Annotated in this window: 15 protein-coding genes and 1 pseudogene; 8 read left to right on the top strand and 8 right to left on the bottom strand. The window is 41.0% G+C overall.

What is annotated here, in order from left to right; translation table 11 throughout:
- The first annotated feature begins 107 nt into the window (after positions 1–107).
- From NSS77_RS04855 to NSS77_RS04845, 3 genes are all read left to right on the top strand, one after another.
- Positions 108–680 (top strand): xanthine phosphoribosyltransferase, encoded by a 573-nt coding sequence (locus NSS77_RS04855; RefSeq protein WP_342470638.1) that lies wholly within the window; start codon positions 108–110, stop codon positions 678–680.
- Between the two features lie 37 nt (positions 681–717).
- Entirely contained in the window at positions 718–2,016 is a 1,299-nt protein-coding gene (locus tag NSS77_RS04850) for a nucleobase:cation symporter-2 family protein (RefSeq protein WP_342470637.1), read from the top strand.
- A 461-nt stretch (positions 2,017–2,477) separates the two neighbouring features.
- Positions 2,478–2,621: a hypothetical protein gene (locus NSS77_RS04845; RefSeq protein WP_342469131.1), complete on the top strand. Its 144-nt coding sequence runs from the start codon at positions 2,478–2,480 to the stop codon at positions 2,619–2,621.
- A 98-nt stretch (positions 2,622–2,719) separates the two neighbouring features.
- Here NSS77_RS04845 and fumC read toward each other — a convergent pair whose 3' ends face one another.
- Together fumC and NSS77_RS04835 are read right to left on the bottom strand one after the other, a co-directional pair.
- Positions 2,720–4,108, bottom strand: a complete 1,389-nt coding sequence (gene fumC, locus NSS77_RS04840) for a class II fumarate hydratase (RefSeq protein WP_342470636.1) — start codon at positions 4,106–4,108, stop codon at positions 2,720–2,722.
- Positions 4,109–4,385: 277 nt separating this feature from the next.
- Positions 4,386–4,940, bottom strand: coding sequence for a DUF1273 domain-containing protein (locus NSS77_RS04835; RefSeq protein WP_342470635.1), 555 nt, complete (start codon positions 4,938–4,940; stop codon positions 4,386–4,388).
- 740 nt (positions 4,941–5,680) lie between these two features.
- On the opposite strand from NSS77_RS04835, the gene ltrA reads away from it, so the two are divergent.
- Positions 5,681–6,937 (top strand): group II intron reverse transcriptase/maturase, encoded by a 1,257-nt coding sequence (gene ltrA / locus NSS77_RS04830; RefSeq protein WP_342471184.1) that lies wholly within the window; start codon positions 5,681–5,683, stop codon positions 6,935–6,937.
- Positions 6,938–7,052: 115 nt separating this feature from the next.
- On the opposite strand, the gene NSS77_RS04825 is transcribed toward ltrA, so the two are convergent.
- Entirely contained in the window at positions 7,053–8,246 is a 1,194-nt protein-coding gene (locus NSS77_RS04825; RefSeq protein WP_342470634.1) for an ornithine--oxo-acid transaminase, read from the bottom strand.
- Between the two features lie 122 nt (positions 8,247–8,368).
- Positions 8,369–8,944: a TetR/AcrR family transcriptional regulator C-terminal domain-containing protein gene (locus NSS77_RS04820; protein ID WP_342470633.1), complete on the bottom strand. Its 576-nt coding sequence runs from the start codon at positions 8,942–8,944 to the stop codon at positions 8,369–8,371.
- A 98-nt stretch (positions 8,945–9,042) separates the two neighbouring features.
- On the opposite strand from NSS77_RS04820, the pseudogene NSS77_RS04815 reads away from it, so the two are divergent.
- Positions 9,043–12,188 (top strand): annotated as a pseudogene (locus tag NSS77_RS04815) (MMPL family transporter).
- A gap of 46 nt (positions 12,189–12,234) precedes the next feature.
- Here NSS77_RS04815 and NSS77_RS04810 read toward each other — a convergent pair.
- From NSS77_RS04810 to NSS77_RS04795, 4 genes are all read right to left on the bottom strand, one after another.
- Positions 12,235–13,404, bottom strand: a complete 1,170-nt coding sequence (locus NSS77_RS04810) for an MFS transporter (RefSeq protein ID WP_342470632.1) — start codon at positions 13,402–13,404, stop codon at positions 12,235–12,237.
- A 796-nt stretch (positions 13,405–14,200) separates the two neighbouring features.
- Positions 14,201–14,803 (bottom strand): class D sortase, encoded by a 603-nt coding sequence (locus NSS77_RS04805; RefSeq protein ID WP_342470631.1) that lies wholly within the window; start codon positions 14,801–14,803, stop codon positions 14,201–14,203.
- Positions 14,804–14,856: 53 nt separating this feature from the next.
- On the bottom strand, positions 14,857–16,218 hold the full coding sequence (locus NSS77_RS04800; RefSeq protein WP_342470630.1) for a hypothetical protein: 1,362 nt from the start codon (positions 16,216–16,218) through the stop codon (positions 14,857–14,859).
- Positions 16,219–16,246: 28 nt separating this feature from the next.
- Entirely contained in the window at positions 16,247–18,256 is a 2,010-nt protein-coding gene (locus NSS77_RS04795; RefSeq protein ID WP_342470629.1) for a hypothetical protein, read from the bottom strand.
- 354 nt (positions 18,257–18,610) lie between these two features.
- Between NSS77_RS04795 and menC the strand changes: the two genes are divergently transcribed.
- The 3 genes from menC to NSS77_RS04780 all read left to right on the top strand — a co-directional run bounded on the left by menC (position 18,611) and on the right by NSS77_RS04780 (position 21,664).
- Entirely contained in the window at positions 18,611–19,723 is a 1,113-nt protein-coding gene (menC, locus tag NSS77_RS04790) for an o-succinylbenzoate synthase (protein WP_342470628.1), read from the top strand.
- 37 nt (positions 19,724–19,760) lie between these two features.
- The gene (locus tag NSS77_RS04785; protein ID WP_342470627.1) at positions 19,761–20,810 is read left to right on the top strand and encodes a hypothetical protein; all 1,050 of its coding nucleotides are present in this window, start codon (positions 19,761–19,763) and stop codon (positions 20,808–20,810) included.
- 89 nt (positions 20,811–20,899) lie between these two features.
- Positions 20,900–21,664 carry a VCBS repeat-containing protein gene (locus NSS77_RS04780; RefSeq protein WP_342470626.1) on the top strand — a complete coding sequence of 255 codons (765 nt, stop codon included), beginning with the start codon at positions 20,900–20,902 and terminating at the stop codon, positions 21,662–21,664.
- Positions 21,665–21,712 lie beyond the last annotated feature (48 nt).

Below are 21,712 nucleotides of genomic sequence, written 5' to 3'. Positions count from 1 at the left end.
ATATGCACAAGTCTATGTGCTTTCGATCGGCTCGAAAGGCTTATTCCTCATAGGAAAGGTCTTTCGGGTTTTTTATTATCAAGGAATGACGAAAGGGAGATTCTTTAATGGATCTATTGAAAGAAAAGATTTTAAAAGAGGGGAAAGTGCTCTCGGATACAGTGCTGAAAGTGGATTCTTTTTTGAACCATCAAATTGATCCGCTGTTGATGAAAGAAATCGGGGAAGAATTTGCCAACCGTTTCAAAGATGAAGTGATAACAAAGGTATTAACGATTGAATCTTCCGGCATCGCACCTGCAACCATGTTGGGGTTATCGATTGGTGCACAGGTCGTATTTGCCCGCAAAAAGAAATCTTTGACTCTATCCGGAGATTTGTATACTTCGCAAGTGTATTCCTTTACGAAAAGAGAAACGAATGAAATATCCGTTTCCAAAGACTTTTTATCTCCTGACGATAATGTGGTCATCATTGATGATTTCTTGGCAAATGGAGAAGCGGTAAAGGGATTGTTGGATATTGCGAAGCAGGCCGGATGCAAAGTAGTCGGGGTAGGCATCGTGATAGAAAAAGGGTTCCAAAATGGCGGAAAAATGCTGAGAGAACAAGGTGTCCGGGTGGAATCTTTAGCCATTATCAAGTCTTTGAAAAATAACACGATTGAATTTGCTGAATAATCGATTGTTGAATGATTTTGAGGAGGAACATCATTTCATGACAAATGGAAAAGCTATAACTCTAGGAATACAGCATTTACTGGCCATGTATGCAGGTGCGATATTGGTGCCATTGATTATTGGGGGGTCATTAGGTTTTGATGAGCAGCAAATGACATACTTAGTCGCAATTGACATTATGATGTGCGGGGTTGCTACATTGCTGCAAGTGATGAGAGGGAAAGTATTTGGGATTGGATTGCCTGTTGTATTAGGATGTACTTTTACAGCCGTATTCCCGATTATATCAATTGGCCAAAGTAAAGGAATCGGCGCCATTTACGGCTCCATCATTGCTTCAGGGCTGATTGTTATCTTTATATCAAGAGTATTCGGAAAGTTAGTAAAATTTTTCCCTCCTGTCGTAACAGGTTCTGTTGTAACCATTATTGCGATTTCCCTAGTTCCAGTGGCAATGAATAATATGGGCGGCGGACAAGGGGCTGAAGATTTTGCCTCAGCGTCCAACATTGCTTTAGCGATGATAACACTATTCATGATTTTATTGATTTATCGTTTTGCCACAGGTTTTATCCGTTCTATCTCCATATTATTAGGATTAGTATTTGGAACAATTGTAGGTATGTTTATGGGGAAAGTGGATTTTTCACCTGTCAAAGAAGCAGGATGGTTTCATATGGTTCAGCCATTTTATTTTGGCACACCAACCTTTGATTTAGCTTCCATCATTACGATGACCCTTGTTGCGATGGTGTCATTGGTGGAATCTAGTGGCGTATATTTTGCATTAGGGGATATTGAGAAAAAGCAGATTTCGGCAGAAGATTTAGCCCGCGGTTATCGTTCAGAAGGATTGGCATCCATTATCGGAGGAATTTTTAACGCCTTTCCATATACAACCTTCTCCCAAAATGTGGGACTTATCAAAATGACAGGGGTGAAGGAAAGAAAAATCATCGTTATTACGGGCGTTATGTTAGTTGCATTAGGCTTTTTACCAAAAATTGCAGCGCTCACAACCATTATTCCAACATCAGTTTTAGGCGGGGCCATGCTTGCCATGTTTGGAATGGTGTTGACGCAAGGGATTACGATGCTGGCTCCTGAAATATTAAAATCACCGGAAAATACAATGATTGTTGCGATTTCAGTTGCTCTTGGAGCAGGGGTTGCCTTTGTTCCGAATATTTTCGAAGTATTGCCAGAGAGCCTGTCCATTTTAACATCCAATGGAATTGTGTGCGGTTCTTTATCTGCCATCGTGTTAAACATTTTATTTAATATGGTTGGTCCGAAAAAAGCGAAAACAGTGGCCGCAACAACTGTGGAAGAATAAAGAAAAAATGCCGGCGGAAAAAGTTCCGCCGGCTTTTTCGTGCGCCCGGCATGTACATGAACTATAGGGTGTAAGTCCCGAACCCCGAAGACAGAAGTAGAGGTTAGCCAAGAGCAAGGGTGTCCGTGGTGACGCGGAATCTGAAGGAAGCTGGAGGCAAAACACCGGTCCGAGGAACACGAACCTCATATAAGGCTAGGTATGATTGAGTGAGTTTGCGAAACAAAACAAAGCTCTTTCTGCCAAAGGTGGTACAGAGTAAATGAAGCAGATAGATGGAAGGAAAGATTACATTCTTACCCGGGGAGGTCTGGCGGATATGTGAAATACTCTTCATAACCTACTTAGTGATAAGTAGCTGAACCGTCAGAAGTCAGCAGAGGTCATAGTATTAGTTGGTTTAGAACTACTAAGAAGGACCGAACAATGAAGAGAGAATAGCCCTTGGCATTCAGTGAGTCATGATGAACACAGAAAACGTAGTACCTCACTTGAGGAAGGAAGCGGTGAATCCCGTGGGAGACCTCTTGGAGGGTGGAGTGACCACTGGCATAAAGAGAACAGCTATTCACGGAAGTTATAAAAACTTGCGTCAATTATCTTAATTGAACCGCCGTATACGGAACCGTACGTACGGTGGTGTGAGAGGACGGGAGTTAATCGCTCCCTCCTACTCGATTGGGTTATGTCAAGGGATGGGGGATTAAGCATTTGGATAAATCATTTTCTTTGGATCCACATATTGGTCGAATTGTTCTTCGGTTAATAAACCTAGGGCAAGAGCTGCTTCTTTTAATGTTGTTCCTTCCGCATGGGCTTTTTTCGCAATTTTTGCCGCATTTTCATAGCCGATATAAGGGTTCAAGGCCGTTACAAGCATCAAAGAGTTTTCCAAGTTGCGTTTAAGCACTTCATGGTTAGGTTCAATGCCGACTGCACATTTGTCGTTAAAGGATTTCATGGCATCTGCAAGCAATCGTGCTGATTGCAGGAAGTTATAAATAATGACCGGTTTAAATACGTTCAGTTCAAAGTTGCCTTGGCTGGCTGCAAAGGCGATTGTTGCATCGTTACCCACCACTTGGGTAACTACCATTGTCAATGCTTCGGATTGCGTCGGGTTTACTTTGCCAGGCATGATGGAGCTTCCTGGTTCGTTGGCAGGGATCGTAATTTCGCCGATGCCGCTGCGAGGACCGCTGGCAAGCCATCTTACATCGTTGGCAATTTTCATTAAATCCACTGCCAATGCTTTCAATGCGCCATGAGCTGCAACGATTTCATCATGGCTTGTCAACGCATGGAATTTATTTGGAGAAGAAACGAATTTTTTGCCGGTGAGATTACTGATTTCTTCCGCCACCATGTCGCCGAATTTCGGATGGGCGTTGATGCCTGTACCAACGGCTGTACCACCGATGGCCAAGCTTTTTAAGTACTCCGTATTTTGTTTAATCATTTCTTCGGAACGTTCAAGCATGTAGTGCCAGCCGCTGATTTCTTGCCCAAGCGTTAAAGGTGTTGCATCTTGCAAGTGGGTGCGGCCGATTTTGATAATATCTTTGAAAGCCTCAGATTTGTCTTTTAATGTATTTTTCAATAGTTCTAACCGAGGAAGTAAATAGTCTTCCACCATTTGAACAGCGGCGATATGCAATGCGGTCGGGAATGTGTCGTTGGAACTTTGGCTCATATTGACATCATCATTTGGATGCACTTTTTCAGAAGAGCCTTGTTCCTCCAATAGCTGATTTGCGCGGTGGGCAATGACTTCATTCACATTCATGTTGGATTGGGTACCGCTTCCTGTTTGCCAAACCACAAGCGGGAATTGGTCATCCCATATGCCTTCAAGAATTTCATCAGCTGCTGTAATGATGGCATCTGCTTTGGCAGGTGACAGTTTATTTAATTTTTTATTGGCGAGTGCTGCGGATTTTTTTAAAATGGCAAAGGCGCGGATCACTTCTTTCGGCATTTTTTCTGTGCCGATTTGGAAGTTTTCTTTACTGCGTTGGGTTTGTGCACCCCAAATTTTATCAGCCGGAACACGTACTTCTCCAAGCGTATCTCTTTCAATACGGTATTCCATCTTTGATACAACTCCTTTATCAATATAATTGGTTGGTATCTGTATTTTAACCCAAAAAGAGAATCCATAATAGAAATTTGGCTGCAACATGCCAGTCAGTTGCAGCCTAGAAATGTCTATTCATATAGGGGGATATAGACATAGTTGGAGAAAATAATTTGGAAAATACTTTTCCGAGATATTTTTTGGGGGTACAGCTCGGAATTTTTTCTTTACGATAATGATAATCATTATCAATTGAAAAGTCAACAGGGAATTCAAAATAAATGATGAAAATTTACCACTCCGCTCTTTGCATTTCTTCGGCAATGGTTTGCAAATCGTAAGAAGTGATGGTCAAGAGCTCATATTCATTCCGCTCCATATATTTTTCCACAAGCCTTTTCAAATATTTCGGGGATCCTTCATGTTCTTCATCGCAGACAAGCAATAAAGCATCGGTGTTTTGGATGATGAATTTATCTTTCTCAACAAATTGCCAAGGGGCTTCATACGGCCTTTTTGTAACACTCGTCACAAAATCGGCTTTGCCCAGAATATAAGCGTATTCGGCTTGCTTTTCTTCATTCCAGTTTTTCTCCATTTCCAAAAAAGGAGAGATGACGGCATATTTTAAATGGGGAAATGCTTTTTTTAATTCAATCACGACTTCCGCAGTCCATGTTTCCACACCTGGTTGTCCGCTGATGATGACCCATTCCAGTCCTTCATCAATCAAAGTTCTCAATTCATGTTCGATTGCTTTTTTAATCACTTGAATGCCCGGATGTTTTTTGGTGAAAATGCCCAGCTCATGGGGTCTGTATCCGGAAACGTAAAGCGATTGAATCATCTTCATCCCTCACTTTTGTACCTTTACTATATCGAATGATCAATGGAAATTCAAAATTGGGCGCGCTGATTTTTGATCTTATATGTACCAATGGTCAGTTACGGGCAGTTTCAACAATGGCGATTTGGAAAAAAGGATTAATAAGAAAGGATAGATGCAAACGGGTATTCCTCCTGTGCATCTATCCTTTTCGTGCGCCCGGCATGTACATGAACTATAGGGTGTAAGTCCCGAACCCCGAAGACAGAAGTAGAGGTTAGCCAAGAGCAAGGGTGTCCGTGGTGACGCGGAATCTGAAGGAAGCTGGAGGCAAAACACCGGTCCGAGGAACACGAACCTCATATAAGGCTAGGTATGATTGAGTGAGTTTGCGAAACAAAACAAAGCTCTTTCTGTCGAAGGTCATATCGAGTAAATGAGGCGGATAGATGGTGTGAAAGTGCATGTACTTACCCGGGGAGGTCTGGCGGATAGGTGAAGTACGCTTCATAACCTACTTAGTGATAAGTAGCTGAACCGTCAGAAGTCAGCAGAGGTCATAGTATTAGTTGGTCTAGAACAACTAAGAAGGACTGAACAATTAAGAGAGAATAGCCCTTGGCATTCAGTGAGTCATGATGAACACAGAAAACGTAGTACCTCACTTGAGGAAGGAAGCGGTGAATCCCGTGGGGGACCTCTTGGAGGGTGGAGTGACCACTGGCATAAAGAGAACAGCTATTCACGGAAGGAGAATAACGATGCTTTTGAATCAAATCCTGTCACGGGAGAACATGCTTCAAGCACTAAAACGTGTAGAACAGAATAAAGGAAGCCACGGAGTAGATATGATGCCCGTACAAAACCTACGACAGCACATAGTTGAAAACTGGCTATCGATTAAAGAAGCAATTCTCAAGGGAACTTATGAACCGATGCCAGTCCGCAGAGTCGAAATCCCGAAACCTGATGGCGGTGCTCGTTTACTAGGAATCCCTACCGTAACAGACCGTTTGATTCAACAAGCAATCGCCCAAGTACTTTCAAAAGTGTATGACCCTACATTCTCTGAAAACAGCTACGGATTTCGACCAAACCGAAGTGCTCATGATGCGGTGAGGAAAGCGAAAGAATATATAAGAGATGGATATCGATGGGTTGTAGATATGGACTTGGAGAAATTCTTTGATAAGGTCAACCATGACAGATTAATGGGTACACTCGCGAAGAGAATCCAAGATAAACCATTACTGAAATTGATTCGTAAGTATTTACAATCGGGAGTCATGATAAATGGTGTGGTGTCAAGCACATTAGAAGGAACTCCACAAGGAGGACCATTAAGTCCGCTACTGTCTAATATTGTACTAGATGAACTAGATAAAGAATTGGAAAGAAGAGGACACAAATTCGTTCGATATGCGGATGACTGTAACATTTACGTGAAAAGTAAACGAGCAGGACTTCGCACAATGGCAAGCATTCAACGATTCATTGAAGGAAAACTACGACTGAAAGTAAATGAAAAGAAATCAGCGGTCGACCGTCCATGGAAACGTAAGTTTCTAGGATTTAGCTTTACCTATCATAAAGAGCCAAAGGTTCGTATCGCAAAAGAAAGCCTTAAACGAATGAAGAATAAAGTTCGTGAAATCACATCACGCAAGATGCCCTACCCGATGGAATACCGCATTCAGAAACTGAATCAATATCTAATGGGATGGTGTGGATATTTTGCGTTAGCAGACACCAAATCTACATTCCTTGAATTAGATAAATGGATTCGTAGAAGACTTCGAATGTGTCTATGGAAGAACTGGAAGAAACCGAAAACAAAGATGCGCAACCTTATTCAACTTGGCGTACCACAATGGCAAGCGTATGAATGGGGAAATACTCGGAAGAGTTATTGGCGTATTTCAAAAAGTCCAATATTACACAGAACCCTTGGTAACTCCTATTGGAGAAACCAAGGGCTGAAAAGTCTTGAAGCTCGTTATGAAAACTTGCGTCAATGATCTTAATTGAACCGCCGTATACGGAACCGTACGTACGGTGGTGTGAGAGGACGGGAGTTAATCGCTCCCTCCTACTCGATTTAATGCCGCATGAAGTTTCGGGTTGTTTTCCTGCTTACTCAAGAATTTCTTTAATCCGTTCCAACGCCCAATCCAGTTGTTCTTTTGTGATAATTAGTGGGGGAGCAAAGCGAATGACGAAATCATGGGTTTCCTTGCATAACAATCCTTTCTCCATCAGCTGTTCACAATATTTACGTGCAGGTTCATGAAGTTCAACACCGATAAACAATCCTTTCCCTCGCACTTCTTTAATGACAGGGGATTTGATTTTCAATAGTTCCCCTTTGAAATATTGCCCCAGCTCCAGCGAACGTTCCACCAACTTTTCTTCCTCGATCACTTCAAGTGATGCGATGGAAACTGCGCATGCCAACGGGTTTCCTCCAAATGTGGAACCATGGGAACCTGGATTTAATACGCCTAAAATATCGTCGTTTGCCACCACTGCCGAAATTGGCAAAACCCCTCCGCCGAGCGCTTTTCCCAGAATGTAAACATCCGGCACAACTTCTTCCCACTCGCAGGCGAACATTTTTCCGGTGCGTCCGAGGCCGGTTTGAATTTCATCTGCGATCAATAGCACATGATGCTGTTTACAAAGCTCCGCCGCTGCTTTTAAAAATCCTTCAGGCGGAACGACAATCCCCGCTTCTCCTTGGATCGGTTCCACGATAAAAGCCGCTGTGTTTGGCGTGATGGCATTTTTGAGCGATTCTATATCCCCGTATGGGATCAGTTTGATTCCGGGAATTAATGGGCCGAAACCCCGTTGGTATTCCTTCTCTGAAGAAAGGGAAACCGGAAGTATTGTGCGCCCATGGAAATTGCCTGTGCAGCCAATGATTTCGGCCTTGTTTTCTTCCACGCCTTTCACATCATAAGCCCAGCGGCGGGCCACTTTAATGGCTGATTCGACGGCTTCAGCACCGGTGTTCATCGGCAAAACCATATTTTTTCCCGTTATTTTGCATAACTTCTCATACCAAGGTCCAAGTTGGTCGTTGTGGAAGGCCCGGGAAGTCAATGTCACCCGATCTGCTTGCGTTTTTAATGCTTGAATAATTTTTGGATGACGGTGGCCCTGGTTCAAGGCGGAATAAGCGGAAAGCATATCCATGTACTCATTGCCTTCAGGGTCTTTTACCCAAACTCCTTCCGCTTCACTGATGACAACCGGCAGCGGCTTATAATTCCGGGCGCCATATTTTTCAGTGATTTCAATTATTTCTTTTGATGTCTTACTCATAGAAAATCCCCCCTTAAAGAGTGTACTGAAGCGCGAGAACGAACATTCCCCTGGTTTAGCAGGCTTCATCTACTTCATTATATATGATGGATTATATTTTTTGTCGAAAAGTATTATTTATTCTACAATACGGGTTTTATTTGTTTTTTTGCCGCAATTCTTTGCTCCGCCCCCCGCAGTTGGTCTTGGATGAATAAATCGATCATTGCTATGAGTTCCTCTGGAGTCTGTTCCAGCTCTCCATTCAGCCAGCTTTCAACAACGGCACCCAGAGCCAATGTAAAGAAATGGGACAGAAAAGATACATATTCTTCTTGGGCATGGAGTTTCATTCCGAATTCATGAACCACCCGATGAATGATGTTATGAATATCCGAATAGAAAAATCGTTTAATATGTTTACGGCCCAACGATTGCAGTGCACACAAGCAAATATCGCGGTTCTCATCCAAATAATGGAACAGTTGCAGCAATCCTTCCTGCCACACTTTTGCGCTTTCATGGGCATCAATCAGAACGAGAGCTTCCTGTTGGAAAGTCCACCTCATCAGATCGTAAATATCTTCAAAATGATAATAAAAGGTTTGTCTATTCAGCCCGGTCAATTCCGCAATTTCGCGGATGGAAATTTGTTCGACAGGCTTTTTCTTCATTAATTCTTTTAAGGAATTGGAAAGAAGTTTTTTCGAATTTTTCATATCATTGCCCTCCGGAATTTGCTTATTTTAAACAAATGGCGGATTATTGTCTATGTTCGGTTCCGCTGTTTCATGATAGTTTTATTATTAGAAATTTAATGATTTTCAAAAAACGATTGGGAAAGGAGTTTGATAGTTTGAAATTGAGGGAGTGGCTCAATGTTCGAACTGCATCCTTTATTTTTTGGCTCGTTATTTCTATTATTATGCTAATAACCATGCCAAATTTAGATATATTGGTTCGGGAAAAGGACAGGTTGAAATGCCTGCCTATGTTCAGAGCACCATCGCAAAGAATTTGCAAACCGGGATGGAGACGGACGGCAAGGAAAACTATCAATTTATTGCCGTATTTAATAGCAAAGAAAAATTGACGGATGAGCAGAAAAAAGAAATAGATAAAATCATCGAGGATTTCAAAGAACAGCGGGATGAACTTGGTATTACTAGTATTTTAGCTTATAACGACAGTGAAGAAACAGAAAAACAGCTTGTTTCGGAAGATGGCACGACGATTTTAACGCAAATTGCTGTGGATCAGAATGCCGGGACGGTGGAAGAAGTTGCGCAGCAATTAAGGAAACTGGCGGATACAAAAACAGTCGATGCTTACTTTACAGGTACGGATATCGTATTGGATGATTTTGCGAAGTCGTCCCAGGATGGAATTAAAAAGACGGAGATTATTGCTGTTGTTTTCATCCTGATTGTATTGGTCCTTGTATTCCGTTCCCCGATTGTGCCGTTCATTTCGCTCATTACAGTGGGGGTCGCCTATATCGTTTCCCTTGGTATTGTGACACAGTTGGTGGAACACTTTGATTTTCCGTTTTCAAACTTTACGCAAGTATTCATCGTTGTCATTTTGTTTGGTATCGGTACGGATTACAATATTCTTCTTTACAATCGGTTCAAAGAAGAGGTCAGCAAAGGCGGCCATATATTAAAAGCGATTACCGAAACTTACCGCACTGCGGGAAAGACGGTCATTTACAGCGGCATTGCCGTGTTTATCGGGTTTATGGCTTTATATTTGGCGGAGTTCCAATTGTATCGGGCGACTTCCGCTGTGGCCATCGGGGTGGCCGTGCTTTTGCTGGTGCTCATTACTTTGAATCCATTTTTCATGGCAGTGCTCGGTTTCAAAATGTTCTGGCCAGCCAAACAGGTAAATGGCCATCCAGAGAACAAACTATGGAAAGTTTTATCGAAATTCTCATTGTACAGACCGCTTTCCGCTATTGCAATTATTGCGGTAATCTGCATACCGTTCATTATCTCCAATTCAGGGGAGCTGAACTATAACGATTTAGTGGAAATTAATGATAAATATGAATCGAAGCAAGCAATTAAAGTCATAGAGGACCATTTCCCAGCCGGTTTTTCGGCTCCCTCCTATTTGATGATTCATTCCGATGAACCTCTTGCGACACAAAAAGCTTTGCAGGATATTGATGAATTGACAGAAGCCATTTCCAAGGTGGAAGGGGTATCGGAAGTATATTCGGTCACACGCCCTGCCGGAGAAAAAATTAAAGAATTATATGTACGGGATCAAGTGAATACATTAACAGAGGGACTTGGTACAGCAGAAGAAGGGATTTCTAAAATTCACGGAGGATTATCCGAAGCGGACCAGGAATTAGGCAAAGTGGACAAAAGCAAATTTGACAGCGTGCAACAGCTGATCGACGGCACGGAAGAAATGGAACAAGGCGTCGGCCAGCTGAATATCGCCTTGAGCCGGGTTTCCCAAGGATTGAAGGATGGGGCGCAAGGAGCGGAGGAAATCAGCAATGGTTTATCCGCTTTAATAGATAATATTCGGGAGTTGCGCCAAGGGGCAACGATGCTAAAAAATAGCTATGAAGAATTGGAGAAAGGATTCGGTTCCTTTGCGGACGTATTTTCAACGATTTCAAAGGCCGTTGAACAAAGTTATAGCAGCTTTTCTGCCATCCAACAATCACTGAAGGCGGCGGTGGCAACAAATCCCGGGCTGAATTCAGACGAAAATATCAAGCAGGCCATCACAATGGCAGAACAAGGAAAAGCCCAGACAGAAGCGTTGTTGGGCCAGCTTAAATCCATTACCCCGAAATATGATCAAGCATTGAAATCTTTCCAGGCAGCCAATGCTTCCATGGCTCAAATTACAAACGGGTTGAAAAAAATGGAAGAAGGCGTTGCGCAATTGCAATCCGGCGCTTCTACCCTTGCCGATGGATTACAATCCGGCGCAAAAGGGACATCCGCGATTGTTGAGAACACAAATCAACTGCAATCCGGCTTGAAGGCTGTAAACGAAGGACAGCGGCAATTGCAGCAAGGATTGACGGCATTACAGGATAAAATGGGCGATTTGCAATCCGGTTTATCCCAAAGTGCGGAAGGTTTATCACAAATCAAAAATGGCCTTGTGGATGCCCAGGATTATTTATCAGAATTGACATCCGCATCCGATGAAGTCTTCTATATCCCTCAAGAAGTGTTGGAGGGGGAAGAATTCCAGCAAAGCTTGGATCTGTATATGTCGGATGATCGCCAAACAACAAAAATCAATATTATTTTGGATGTCAATCCGTACTCAAAAGAAGCGATGTCCATTTTGAAAGATATTGACGAACAAGTAAAAGCGACTGTCAAAGGGTTGAGTTTCAGTGATGCGAAAGTGGCGTTGGGCGGAAAATCCGCTCAAAACGTGGATTTGCAAAATGTCTCAACAGGAGACTTTGCGAGAACCATCACCATCATGTTAATCGGTATTGCTTTTGTATTATTAATCATCACAAGATCTTTCTGGCAGACATTATTGATTATCGCATCCCTTGTCATTGCATATTTCACCGCTTTGGGAGCATCCGAATTCATCAGTGAACATGTGATAGGACAAGACACTTTCAGCTGGAATGTGCCGTTCTTCAGCTTTATCATGATTGTTACCCTTGGGGTCGACTACAGTATTTTCTTGATGATGCGATACTTTGAAAATGCGGATAAAGGTTATGAAGCGATAATTGACGCAGAGAAACAAATTGGAGGGGTTGTCCTATCGGCAGCCATCATTTTAGGCGGCACATTTGCGGCATTGCTTCCTTCAGGCATCGTCACGTTAATCCAAGTGGCGGTCATTGTGATTGTTGGATTGGTAATGTTAAGTTTGGTGATGCTTCCATCATTTATGCCGGCTGTCATGGGATTGACCCATAAAGTGAAGACATTGGCCGTACGGAAAAGGGAGTAAAAATAAAAGGTTATCCAGTTCAAAGGTTGAATCTGGATAACCTTTTTTATTCGGTCGATGGGGTTTGCTTTTTCCAAAATATTGCAATGGTGATGCTGACAACCAGGATAATGGTTGCAAAATAGAAAGGGAAATTAAAATTCATATCAAATAAAATACCGCCGATAATCGGCCCGAAAATATTTCCGATGCTTGTAAACATGGAGTTCATGCCGCCAACAAACCCTTGTTCATCTCCCGCAATTTTTGAAAGGTATGATGTAATTCCGGGACGAATCAAATCAAATCCGACGAAAACAATCCAGCAGGTTAACATGACAGACCAGTAAGAATCGACGATGGTCATCACAAAAACGAGTAATGCGGACAATATTAAGCTTAGACGGACGACCATGATTTCCCCCAATCGTCTCGTCAATTTATCAAACAAAAGAATTTGTGCAATTGCTCCCACTATTCCGCCCCCTGTCACGATGATGGCGATATCCCGAGGGGTAAATCCAAATTTGTGATCGACAAAGAGACTGAATAATGATTCAAAGGAAGACAAACTGAAAGTCGAAAGGAAAATGATGATGAAAGAGATGAAATACACTGGCATGAAAACACGTTTCCAGCCGACCTTTTGCCCTTTCATAATGTCCGGTTGCTCCCTGCGTTCCGGTTCTTTCAACAGGAAGATGGAAGCAATGGCGACAACCGCTCCTAAAACACCGGCGGCAAAGAATGGAACACGAATGCCGAATTCCGCCAAAAATCCCCCGATACCGGGTCCTATGATAAATCCTGTATTAATGGCGGCAGACATAAAACCAAGGGCTTTTGGGCGTTCGTTCTCTGAAGTGATGTCCGCAATAAATGCCGTAATGGCAGGCATGATGCAAGCGCCGCTGATTCCTCCCAATATCCGAGAAAGGAAAAGGATTTCAAGGGTCTTCCCGATACCAAATAAAAACTCGGAAAAACTAAATAAAAAAAGACCGACTATTATCATGATCTTCCGTCCATACTTATCGGTCCATTTGCCTGTTATAGGAGAGGCTATCAATTGTGCCAACGCAAAGGCGGCAACCATATTTCCCACCACGGTACCGCTTATGGATAATTCGTTCATCAGTGATGGCAGGACAGGGATGACGAGGCCGATGCCGACAAAGGTGATGAATATATTGCTGAGGACCAATGCCAATGCTATTTTTTGTGATTTTGAATTCATAAATATCCCCTTTAGAGTAAATTCTATCGATTTCTTGCAAGATGCTTATATATCAAGGTTTGGCGAAGAGAGTTGAAAAAGGTCTATTCCTATTTAAACCTTAACTAGGGGAAACAGTCAAGAAATTATAAATTCTTTGCATAAAATAGAACTTTCAATAAAAAAACTCAAAAAAAAGGATGGCGGTTCACCATCCTGACATGATATGGAGTTTGTGGAAGAAAATTTTTCATACGGACCATTCGTCGTCGAAAGGGGTGTTTCAATATTATGGGAATGCGAATTCGGAGAGACTATCCTATTTACAATGGAGGAAACAACATTGAATTTCAAAAAATCCACCATCAGCCAACGATAAGAAGTAACAGTTGAGGATACATTCGCGTCCAGACCATTCCGATTGTGAGGGGGCAGATATGAAACAAATACAGGCTCTTTCAATTGCATGATGAAAAGTGATGTTGACTTATTATCAAAGGCTGTATTTGCTCATATTCACAATGTCGGAAATGGGTATCCTTCTTTGATATTTAAAAGATGTTATTCATATCTGATTTTTTCTGAGAGATTACCGTACAATCTTATACTGATATTTTGTTTTCACCTCCTTTCATTTACATCATATTCACTTAATAGTTTTTTGAAGGGGCAATCAGCCAGATTTTTAATAATTAAAGAAAATTTTTACTAGATTGTTGAGAGATAAAAGTCTATAATTACTAAAATATGAGGGGAAAATGAAAGTGCTAAAGTTACATAAAAAAATACCATTTTTCTAAAATAGAAAAATGGTCGTTTACATTTTATCCGTCACTTCTTTAAATTCGCCTGTGATAATGAGCCTGTATTTATTTGAGTAAATTGGGTGACAAGTAATGAGTGTTACTAAAGATTGATCTTCCACTGGCAATATGACTTCAACGGCTGTAGGTTTCACAATTTGGCTGTTGATGACGTTAAAGGTATATTTTTTTGTTTTAGTCTCAATAATGAATTCATCACCTTTTTCAAGTTCGTCCAAACGGTTGAAGAACTTTCCAAATGTGGCGGTACGATGTCCGGCAATTGCGAAGTTGCTGTTTTTATCTCCCAATGAAGATAACGGGCTGCTATTAGTCAAATGACCGACAGCACTCTCCATATTTTTTTGGCTGGCTCCTTCGACGATGGGGGTTGTCAAGTCAATTTTTGGAATCGTAAGCTTTCCAATCATATCCCCATCATTGAAAGAAGTTGGCTCCGTATTGCCCAAATCATCTTCGGAAGTGGCGAACTCGATCGATGAGAATTCTTTCTCGAGCTTGTGCTGTTCATAATATATTTTTATTTTCGTAAAAGCGACAAATGCAAGAATGGCAAGACCAATCAATAACAATAGGTTTCCGATTTTTCTTTTCATGTTCTCATTCCTTTTTAATTGTAAAAAAGAAGAGGGCGGGGCACCCTCTCAAATTAGATTATTTCGTTGAAACGTTTTCTTAAAGCCAACCCCGATAAGATTAATAGCATTGAAGCGAATAGTAATACTGTTGAGTCAATAGCTGAACCAGTTACTGGTAATGTAGCTGTGTTGTTTGTACCGCCTTTTCCAGAAGGTGTGTTGCCGCCAGTTTTTCCGTTGCCAGATGGAGTAGTTTGGTTTTTATCGTTATTAGATCCACCGCCGTTGTTTCCGCCGTTATTATTGTTTCCGCCGTTGTTATTATTGTTGTTATTATTGTTGTTATTGTTGTTGTTATTGTTGTTGTTATTGTTGTTGTTATTGTTGTTGTTATTGTTGTTATTGTTGTTATTGTTGTCTCCGCCGTTGTTATTGTTGTTGTTATTATTGTTGTTATTATTGTTGTTATTATTATTGTTGTTATTGTTATTATTATTGTTATTGTTGTTGTTATTATTGTTGTTACCTTGTTGGTTTTTACTTACGTATTTTTCATCTTCTGCAACGCCTAAATGAACGTCTCCAAGAAGCGGAGTGTTTTTAGTGTCAACAATAACTAAACCGCTGTGAGTATAAATGTATTTATCTGTTTCAACTTCTTCTTTTTCAATTACACCAACGTGTGCATCGCCAAGAGGCGTATTTTTTAGGTTTACATTGGCAACGCCGTTGTAATTGTATTTGTAATCTTTATCAGTTACTTGTTTTGATTGAAGTACGCCGGCATCAATATTTCCAAGGATTGGATTGGAAACTTCGGCTAACACTAATCCGGAATTTTGAGTAGTATTAGTTCCTGATTTAGTTGTTGTGGATTCACCAACTCCAACGTGTGCATTACCTAATAATTTGGAATCTTTAATATCCACTTTTGCAATGCCAGAACTTGTGTAAGATCCGTCTTTGCTTTGCTCGGAACCTAGCACGTCAACTTTCACTTCACCTAACAATCCACCTAACAGATTTCCGCCAAGTCTAACTTTTACAAGCGCATTACTGTCGTCTGTGTCTTGAAGTTTTGTAGGATCTTTTGTCACTGTAGGTGGTAAGTTAGTGTTATTACCTCCTGTGCTGTTATTGTCGCCTTGTTGATTATTTTGTGTTGTATTTGTAGTTGTGTTTGTGTTTGCAGCTGTGTTTGTGTTGGATTTTGTATCTGTATTATTTGCTGTAAGAGAATTAGTTAAAGTTTTAACTAAATCTGTAGCAGTATTTGTAAGAGATCCAACTAAATCATTATTTTTTGTTGCTGTTTGATCTCCCGCTGTTGTTTCTTCAGCGTGAACATTATCAGAGAAAACTACGAAACTTAAAGTCAACACTAAGGCAAACAATGCAGCTCTTAGCGATTTAACAACGATATTGTTTTCCATTCATCATTCTCCTTCTTTTTTTATTTTTTTAGATTGAAAAGAAGGAGATTTGAATTGGAGGTTTATCTAACGGTGGTTTCAGCCATTGATCCGATAAGGCTATTTCAAGAGATTTTAATCTTGATTTATCAGCTATTGACTTTAATATATCTTGTGAGATATATCCAACAATTTGAGATTGGCCATCAAATCCATTGGAAGATGAACCGGAGGAATTGCTATTGGAATTCGAATGACTTTGAGTTGGTGCAATTTCTTTTGGTGATGAAAGATTTCCTATTCTCTCTCTTACTTCTCTTTGTGTTTCTGTTGCTCTTTCAATCGCTTGAATGAAATTGCTTGCACCACTAATGATCATTTGTTTTCCGTTATTTAACAACTCATTCAATAGTTGACCAACTGTAGGGTTTGAATTGTCTACAATTTTGTTGTCAACATTAGCGGATGGTTCATTTGCTGTTACGCCATCTTTGTTTGTTGAATCGTTTCCAGGCGTATTTGCAGAACCGTTTCCATCATTAGGGTTCGGAATGTTTCCTGTAGAGTTGCCGGAATCTTTTCCGGAATTTCCTCCAGAATTATTGTTTCCTGGATTGCCGGAATTTCCTCCAGAATTATTGTTTCCTGGATTGTTAGAAGAATCGTTGTTCCCTCCGTTGGATTGTCCGTCTTTTCCACCTTTTCCATCCTTGCCGGAAGGCGGTTGGATTGTTTTTTGATATTCTCCGATACCAATGTGGGTTTCATCTAATAAGTCGATGCTGACAATCCCACCTGATATGGACTTTGAGTTTTCTGTTTCGGTAATTGTTGTTCCTAGAACATCGAGACGGTTGTTTCCGAGTAATGAGTGAGTGAGATTAGCCGTAACAAGTACGGATTCGGTTTTTGTGAGAGTAGGTGATTGATACTGATTTACTTCCCCAACGCCAAGATGAAGGTCTCCCACGACATTGGATGAATGGTCGACTGCAACAATCCCGGATTGGGAAACCGTTACGTCTCCTTTTGTTTGTTTATTCGTTTCAAGGAGACCAACGTGATTGCTACCTAAAAGATTATTGTTCAAGTCTAATTGAAGAACACCTTTAGATAGCGACGATTCTCCTACCTTCTCTTCACTCTTACTAGAAACAACTCCTACACCTAAATCACCAAGCAGCATAGAGTCTTTCAAGCCTAAACTTAATAATCCTTGGCTGGATTTTTTCGTTTCTCCCTCTTGACTCTCGCTACCTGAAAGAAGACCTAAATTAACGTCTCCGGTGATCGGTTTCAATAACATGGAGTTTTGAATACCGACATTAAGAACGCCACCGGACTTCTGTTGTGCGTCGTTTTTTGCTGAAAGCAGCTTGACGTTTGCATTTCCTAATAATTTTGTATTTAATCCGAGGTCTAATACGCTTCCATCAGTCAATTTTCCTTCTGGTGTCGACTGGCCAGAAAGAAGACCGACTTCCAATAAATCGGATACTCCCAAGGAAAGCAAACCGCTTTTGCCACCCTCAGTCGAAATGCTGATTAGTGAGTTACTGTTCCCGATACTAATGTTTATACCTAACAGATTGACACTAAGCAGCGGTTTATTTGATTTCACTTTCACAACAGAATCGACGCTGTTTTGGTCAGCTTTTATTTGGCTATCAGCTTGGATGCTCGCTTCTTTTTGGCTTGTGGCACTTAAGTTTTCTTTTTCAACGGCAACGGCATTATTTGCATCTACTGTATTTTCGGCGGTTTTAATTTGTTCTTCAACTTTAGTGCCTAAGTCATTTAGAAGCCCTGCATCAGCAGCTGTTTTTTCCTGAGTTGATTCCAGTCCTGAATGGGTATTTACCGAATTATCACTGTTCCCCACATCAGTGTAGGCATATTCAGCAAGTCCTCCGTCAACATTCACTTCGTTTGACGAAACGCTCAATGTATTTGATCCCGCACTCTCATTGTCGGAAATCTCAAGATCTTTTGCAAATGAAATAGAAGGCGATCCTAACACGAGAACAACGGCTGCTATGATTACCGATATTCTTTTCATTTTCTCACCTCCTTTCATAACACAAGTATTACCATAAAAAATCATAATTTCAATACAAAATTTACAAGTTCATAATTTAGAAAAAATTACATTAGTATAGTCCGAAGGGTGTTGTTGGACATTTTTCTTATTTTTATAGTAAAAAATACCCTTTACAACGATATATAAACAATAATTAAAAATGATATATAATATTTTTTAATTGTAAGTGAAAAAACAGAGAAATGTAATTAGGAATATTGGAGTTTTTTTAAATTGGCCGTTTTATGATAAATGTAGTATAAAGCGGGTATTTCATTTCAACGAATTTATAACGATAGAAACATATGTTTATAAAAAAGGGGCAAAACAACGATGAAAATTAATAAAATTATTGTTCGTCACTTGAAAATGCCGATGAAACATCCATTTACAACAAGTTTTGGCACAATCAATGATAAATCATTTTTGTTATTGGAGGTCCATACGGAAGAAGGAATCGTCGGTTTTGGGGAATGCGTCGCTTTTGAGGCGCCCTGGTATACAGAGGAAACCGTAAAAACCTGCTGGCATATGCTGGAGGACTTCCTTATTCCAATTATTTTGCAGAAGGACATCAGCCATCCCAACGATGTAACAAAACTGTTTGAAAGCATCCGGAAAAACAAAATGGCGAAAGCTTCCATCGAGGGGGCGGTGTGGGACATTTATGCGATCGCATCCAATCAACCCCTTGCAAAAGTTCTTGGCGGAACCAAAGAAAAAATAGATGTGGGCATCAGCCTGGGGATTCAACCGACGATTGAAAAGCAAATAGAAGTCGTTGGTAAATATATTGCCGAAGGATATAGAAGAATAAAAGTGAAAATAAAACCGGGGTGGGATGTGGAAGTCATCAAAAAACTCCGTGAAACATTTCCGGATGTTCCGATGATGGCAGACGCCAATTCCGCATATACTTTAAAGGACATTGATATATTAAAACAATTGGATGAATTCAATTTAATGATGATTGAACAGCCGTTAGCCTATGATGATATCGTCGATCATGCGACATTGCAAAAACAGTTGAAAACACCCATTTGTTTGGATGAAAGTATATTATCTTTGGAAGATGCACGGAAAGCTATTGAACTGGGCAGCTGTGGCATCATAAACATCAAAATCGGACGGGTTGGGGGGATCTCGGAAGCAATCAAAATCCATGACTATTGCAAATCCAAGGGCATACCGGTATGGTGCGGGGGGATGCTGGAGGCTGGGATCGGCCGGGCACACAACATCGCTTTAACCTCCCTGTCCAACTTTGTTTTGCCCGGAGATACTGCCGGGTCAAGTCACTATTTTGAAGAGGATATCATCCAGCCGGAAGTGGTTGTCGAGGATGGGACAATTCGGGTGCCCCAAACAGTTGGCATCGGTTATGAGCCAAATCGAAAAGCGATTGAAAAATATACGGTCTCTTCAAAAACCTATAATTATATATGAAAGTTTTCCATATGTTTGAAAAGAAATGGGGGAAATGGTGAGAAATAGTATAAAAATTGGGGGAGCCTTTGTCGGATTAATGATAGGGGGAGGGTTTGCCTCAGGACAAGAAATCATGTATTATTTTCTCTCCCATGGTTGGCACGGACTTTTCGGTGTTGCTGTTGCGAGCGCATTATTTGCATTTTTGGGGATGAGCATTGCAATGCTGGGCCATTCTTTAAAAACCGCATCCCATAAAGAAGTTGTACTTTTTATCGCTGGTCCAACGATTGGATCCATCATCGATTGCCTCATCACAGTGTTTTCGTTTTGCATCACTGTTGCCATGTTTGCGGGGGCGGCAAGCGCTTTTGACGTGCTGTTTGGAATGAATGGTGTCATTGGCGGTCTGCTGATGATGGGGTTTTCAGTAATTACGCTGATGTTCAACGTGGAAAAAATTATTGCTATCCTCGCAATTACTGTACCGTATTTAATCGTCATTATCGCCATCATTGCAATTGCGTCCATTGGTTCCATGGACAGCGGTTTTACAGAACAGATGCAAATGGCGCAATCACCGTCCACAGGGCATTGGTTGATTGGAGCTTTGTTATACGTTTCATACAATTTGGCGGTCGGGCTGCCCATGCTTGCGGTAATGGGCAGCACGGTAAAAAGCAAGAGAGAGGCGGGGATGGGCGGAATCATTGGAGGCTTTTTGCTTGGTGTCCTCATTCTATTAGTTTTTGTTGCATTGCTTTCAAAAATGGATGCAATGATAGGGAAGCCGATGCCGATGCTATGGATTGCGATGGATGTTCATCCCGTCTTTGGCATATTGATGGCCATCACTTTAATAGTAATGATTTATAGCACAGCAGTGGGGGTACTTTATTCTTTTGTTGTGCGCTTTGTGTCTCCAAAATCCAAAAACTATAAACTGTTCGTCATTTTTTCCGCATTGGCCGCATATTTTGCGAGCTTTATAGGATTTACAACCATTGTAGGAACGGTATATTCCATCATGGGCTATTTGGGATTGATCATCATAGCGGTTATTTTATGGACATGGGTGAAAAGAAAAGGGATGTTGCCTGAGTGAAAACTCAAGCTTTTTTCAATAGAAGAACCAATTTGCCGGTATGTACATAACAATAAGTAATGGCATTTTAACTTTTAGGAGGAACAACTATGTTTCCATATCGGCAATATCAGTGGGAAAGCGGCATGTTACAACCTATTCCGCCCGCCTCCCAAACAAATGGCCCCTTTGTTGTCGCTTATCAATTCAGTGATGTAACAGGTGATGGAATTGCTGATGGGATTTTTTTGATAGCCACCAAACTGAATGACAGCCCTTTACTCAACAACATGAGCCTTGTTGTGCAAAATGGTTTTACCCATGAAATATCAGTCTATCATTTAAAAAAAGTGGCGGGTTATAATCCGACTATTTGGACGGGTGATTTGACAGGCGATCGGGTGGACGATATTTTGGTGACCGTTCAATCGGGAGGAAGCGGAGCGATTGTCTATGCTTATGTATTTTCATTTATCAGCGGTAAGTTAGGGAAAATTTTTGATTCAATAAAATTTCATGAAGATCGCCAATATGAAGTGAAGTATGGAAACTTTGCCGAAGTCGTTGTGACAAGCAGAAACCCAAATATGCGGTATATATTAAATATTCAATATAAAGGAAAAGAATATTTAGATGAAATTTACAACGGGAATGGAAAGCTGAAAGAACCGATTGAAGGGTGGGTAGATCCGATCAGCGGAATTTATCCGATTGATTTGGCCGGCGACGGGAAATATTCATTGTTGACGATGGAACAGATTGCAGGAAGATACCATGCGGACAGTTTAGGATTTGTTGAAAATGTATTGAATTGGAACGGTTTGGCATTTGAATCGGTAAGACAACAGGTTGCAATAAACGGAGCAAGTTTTTAAGGTATTTTTGGTTAATCAGTACTTAGGGATATAGTCAATAAAATGATA

Source organism: Ureibacillus sp. FSL K6-3587 (assembly GCF_038593165.1).
In the GTDB taxonomy this organism is placed as follows: Bacteria; Bacillota; Bacilli; order Bacillales_A; family Planococcaceae; genus Ureibacillus; species Ureibacillus suwonensis.
The sequence above is the reverse complement of the archived record's forward strand: the minus strand, read 5'-3'. Positions and strand labels throughout refer to the sequence as shown.

Coding starts and splice junctions, on each gene's coding strand:
- NSS77_RS04855 (WP_342470638.1), top strand. CDS start 108: ATGGATCTATTGAAAGAAAAGATTTTAAAAGAGGGGAAAGTGCTCTCG.
- NSS77_RS04850 (WP_342470637.1), top strand. CDS start 718: ATGACAAATGGAAAAGCTATAACTCTAGGAATACAGCATTTACTGGCC.
- NSS77_RS04845 (WP_342469131.1), top strand. CDS start 2,478: ATGATGAACACAGAAAACGTAGTACCTCACTTGAGGAAGGAAGCGGTG.
- fumC (WP_342470636.1), bottom strand. CDS start 4,108: ATGGAATACCGTATTGAAAGAGATACGCTTGGAGAAGTACGTGTTCCG.
- NSS77_RS04835 (WP_342470635.1), bottom strand. CDS start 4,940: ATGATTCAATCGCTTTACGTTTCCGGATACAGACCCCATGAGCTGGGC.
- ltrA (WP_342471184.1), top strand. CDS start 5,681: ATGCTTTTGAATCAAATCCTGTCACGGGAGAACATGCTTCAAGCACTA.
- NSS77_RS04825 (WP_342470634.1), bottom strand. CDS start 8,246: ATGAGTAAGACATCAAAAGAAATAATTGAAATCACTGAAAAATATGGC.
- NSS77_RS04820 (WP_342470633.1), bottom strand. CDS start 8,944: ATGAAAAATTCGAAAAAACTTCTTTCCAATTCCTTAAAAGAATTAATG.
- NSS77_RS04810 (WP_342470632.1), bottom strand. CDS start 13,404: ATGAATTCAAAATCACAAAAAATAGCATTGGCATTGGTCCTCAGCAAT.
- NSS77_RS04805 (WP_342470631.1), bottom strand. CDS start 14,803: ATGAAAAGAAAAATCGGAAACCTATTGTTATTGATTGGTCTTGCCATT.
- NSS77_RS04800 (WP_342470630.1), bottom strand. CDS start 16,218: ATGGAAAACAATATCGTTGTTAAATCGCTAAGAGCTGCATTGTTTGCC.
- NSS77_RS04795 (WP_342470629.1), bottom strand. CDS start 18,256: ATGAAAAGAATATCGGTAATCATAGCAGCCGTTGTTCTCGTGTTAGGA.
- menC (WP_342470628.1), top strand. CDS start 18,611: ATGAAAATTAATAAAATTATTGTTCGTCACTTGAAAATGCCGATGAAA.
- NSS77_RS04780 (WP_342470626.1), top strand. CDS start 20,900: ATGTTTCCATATCGGCAATATCAGTGGGAAAGCGGCATGTTACAACCT.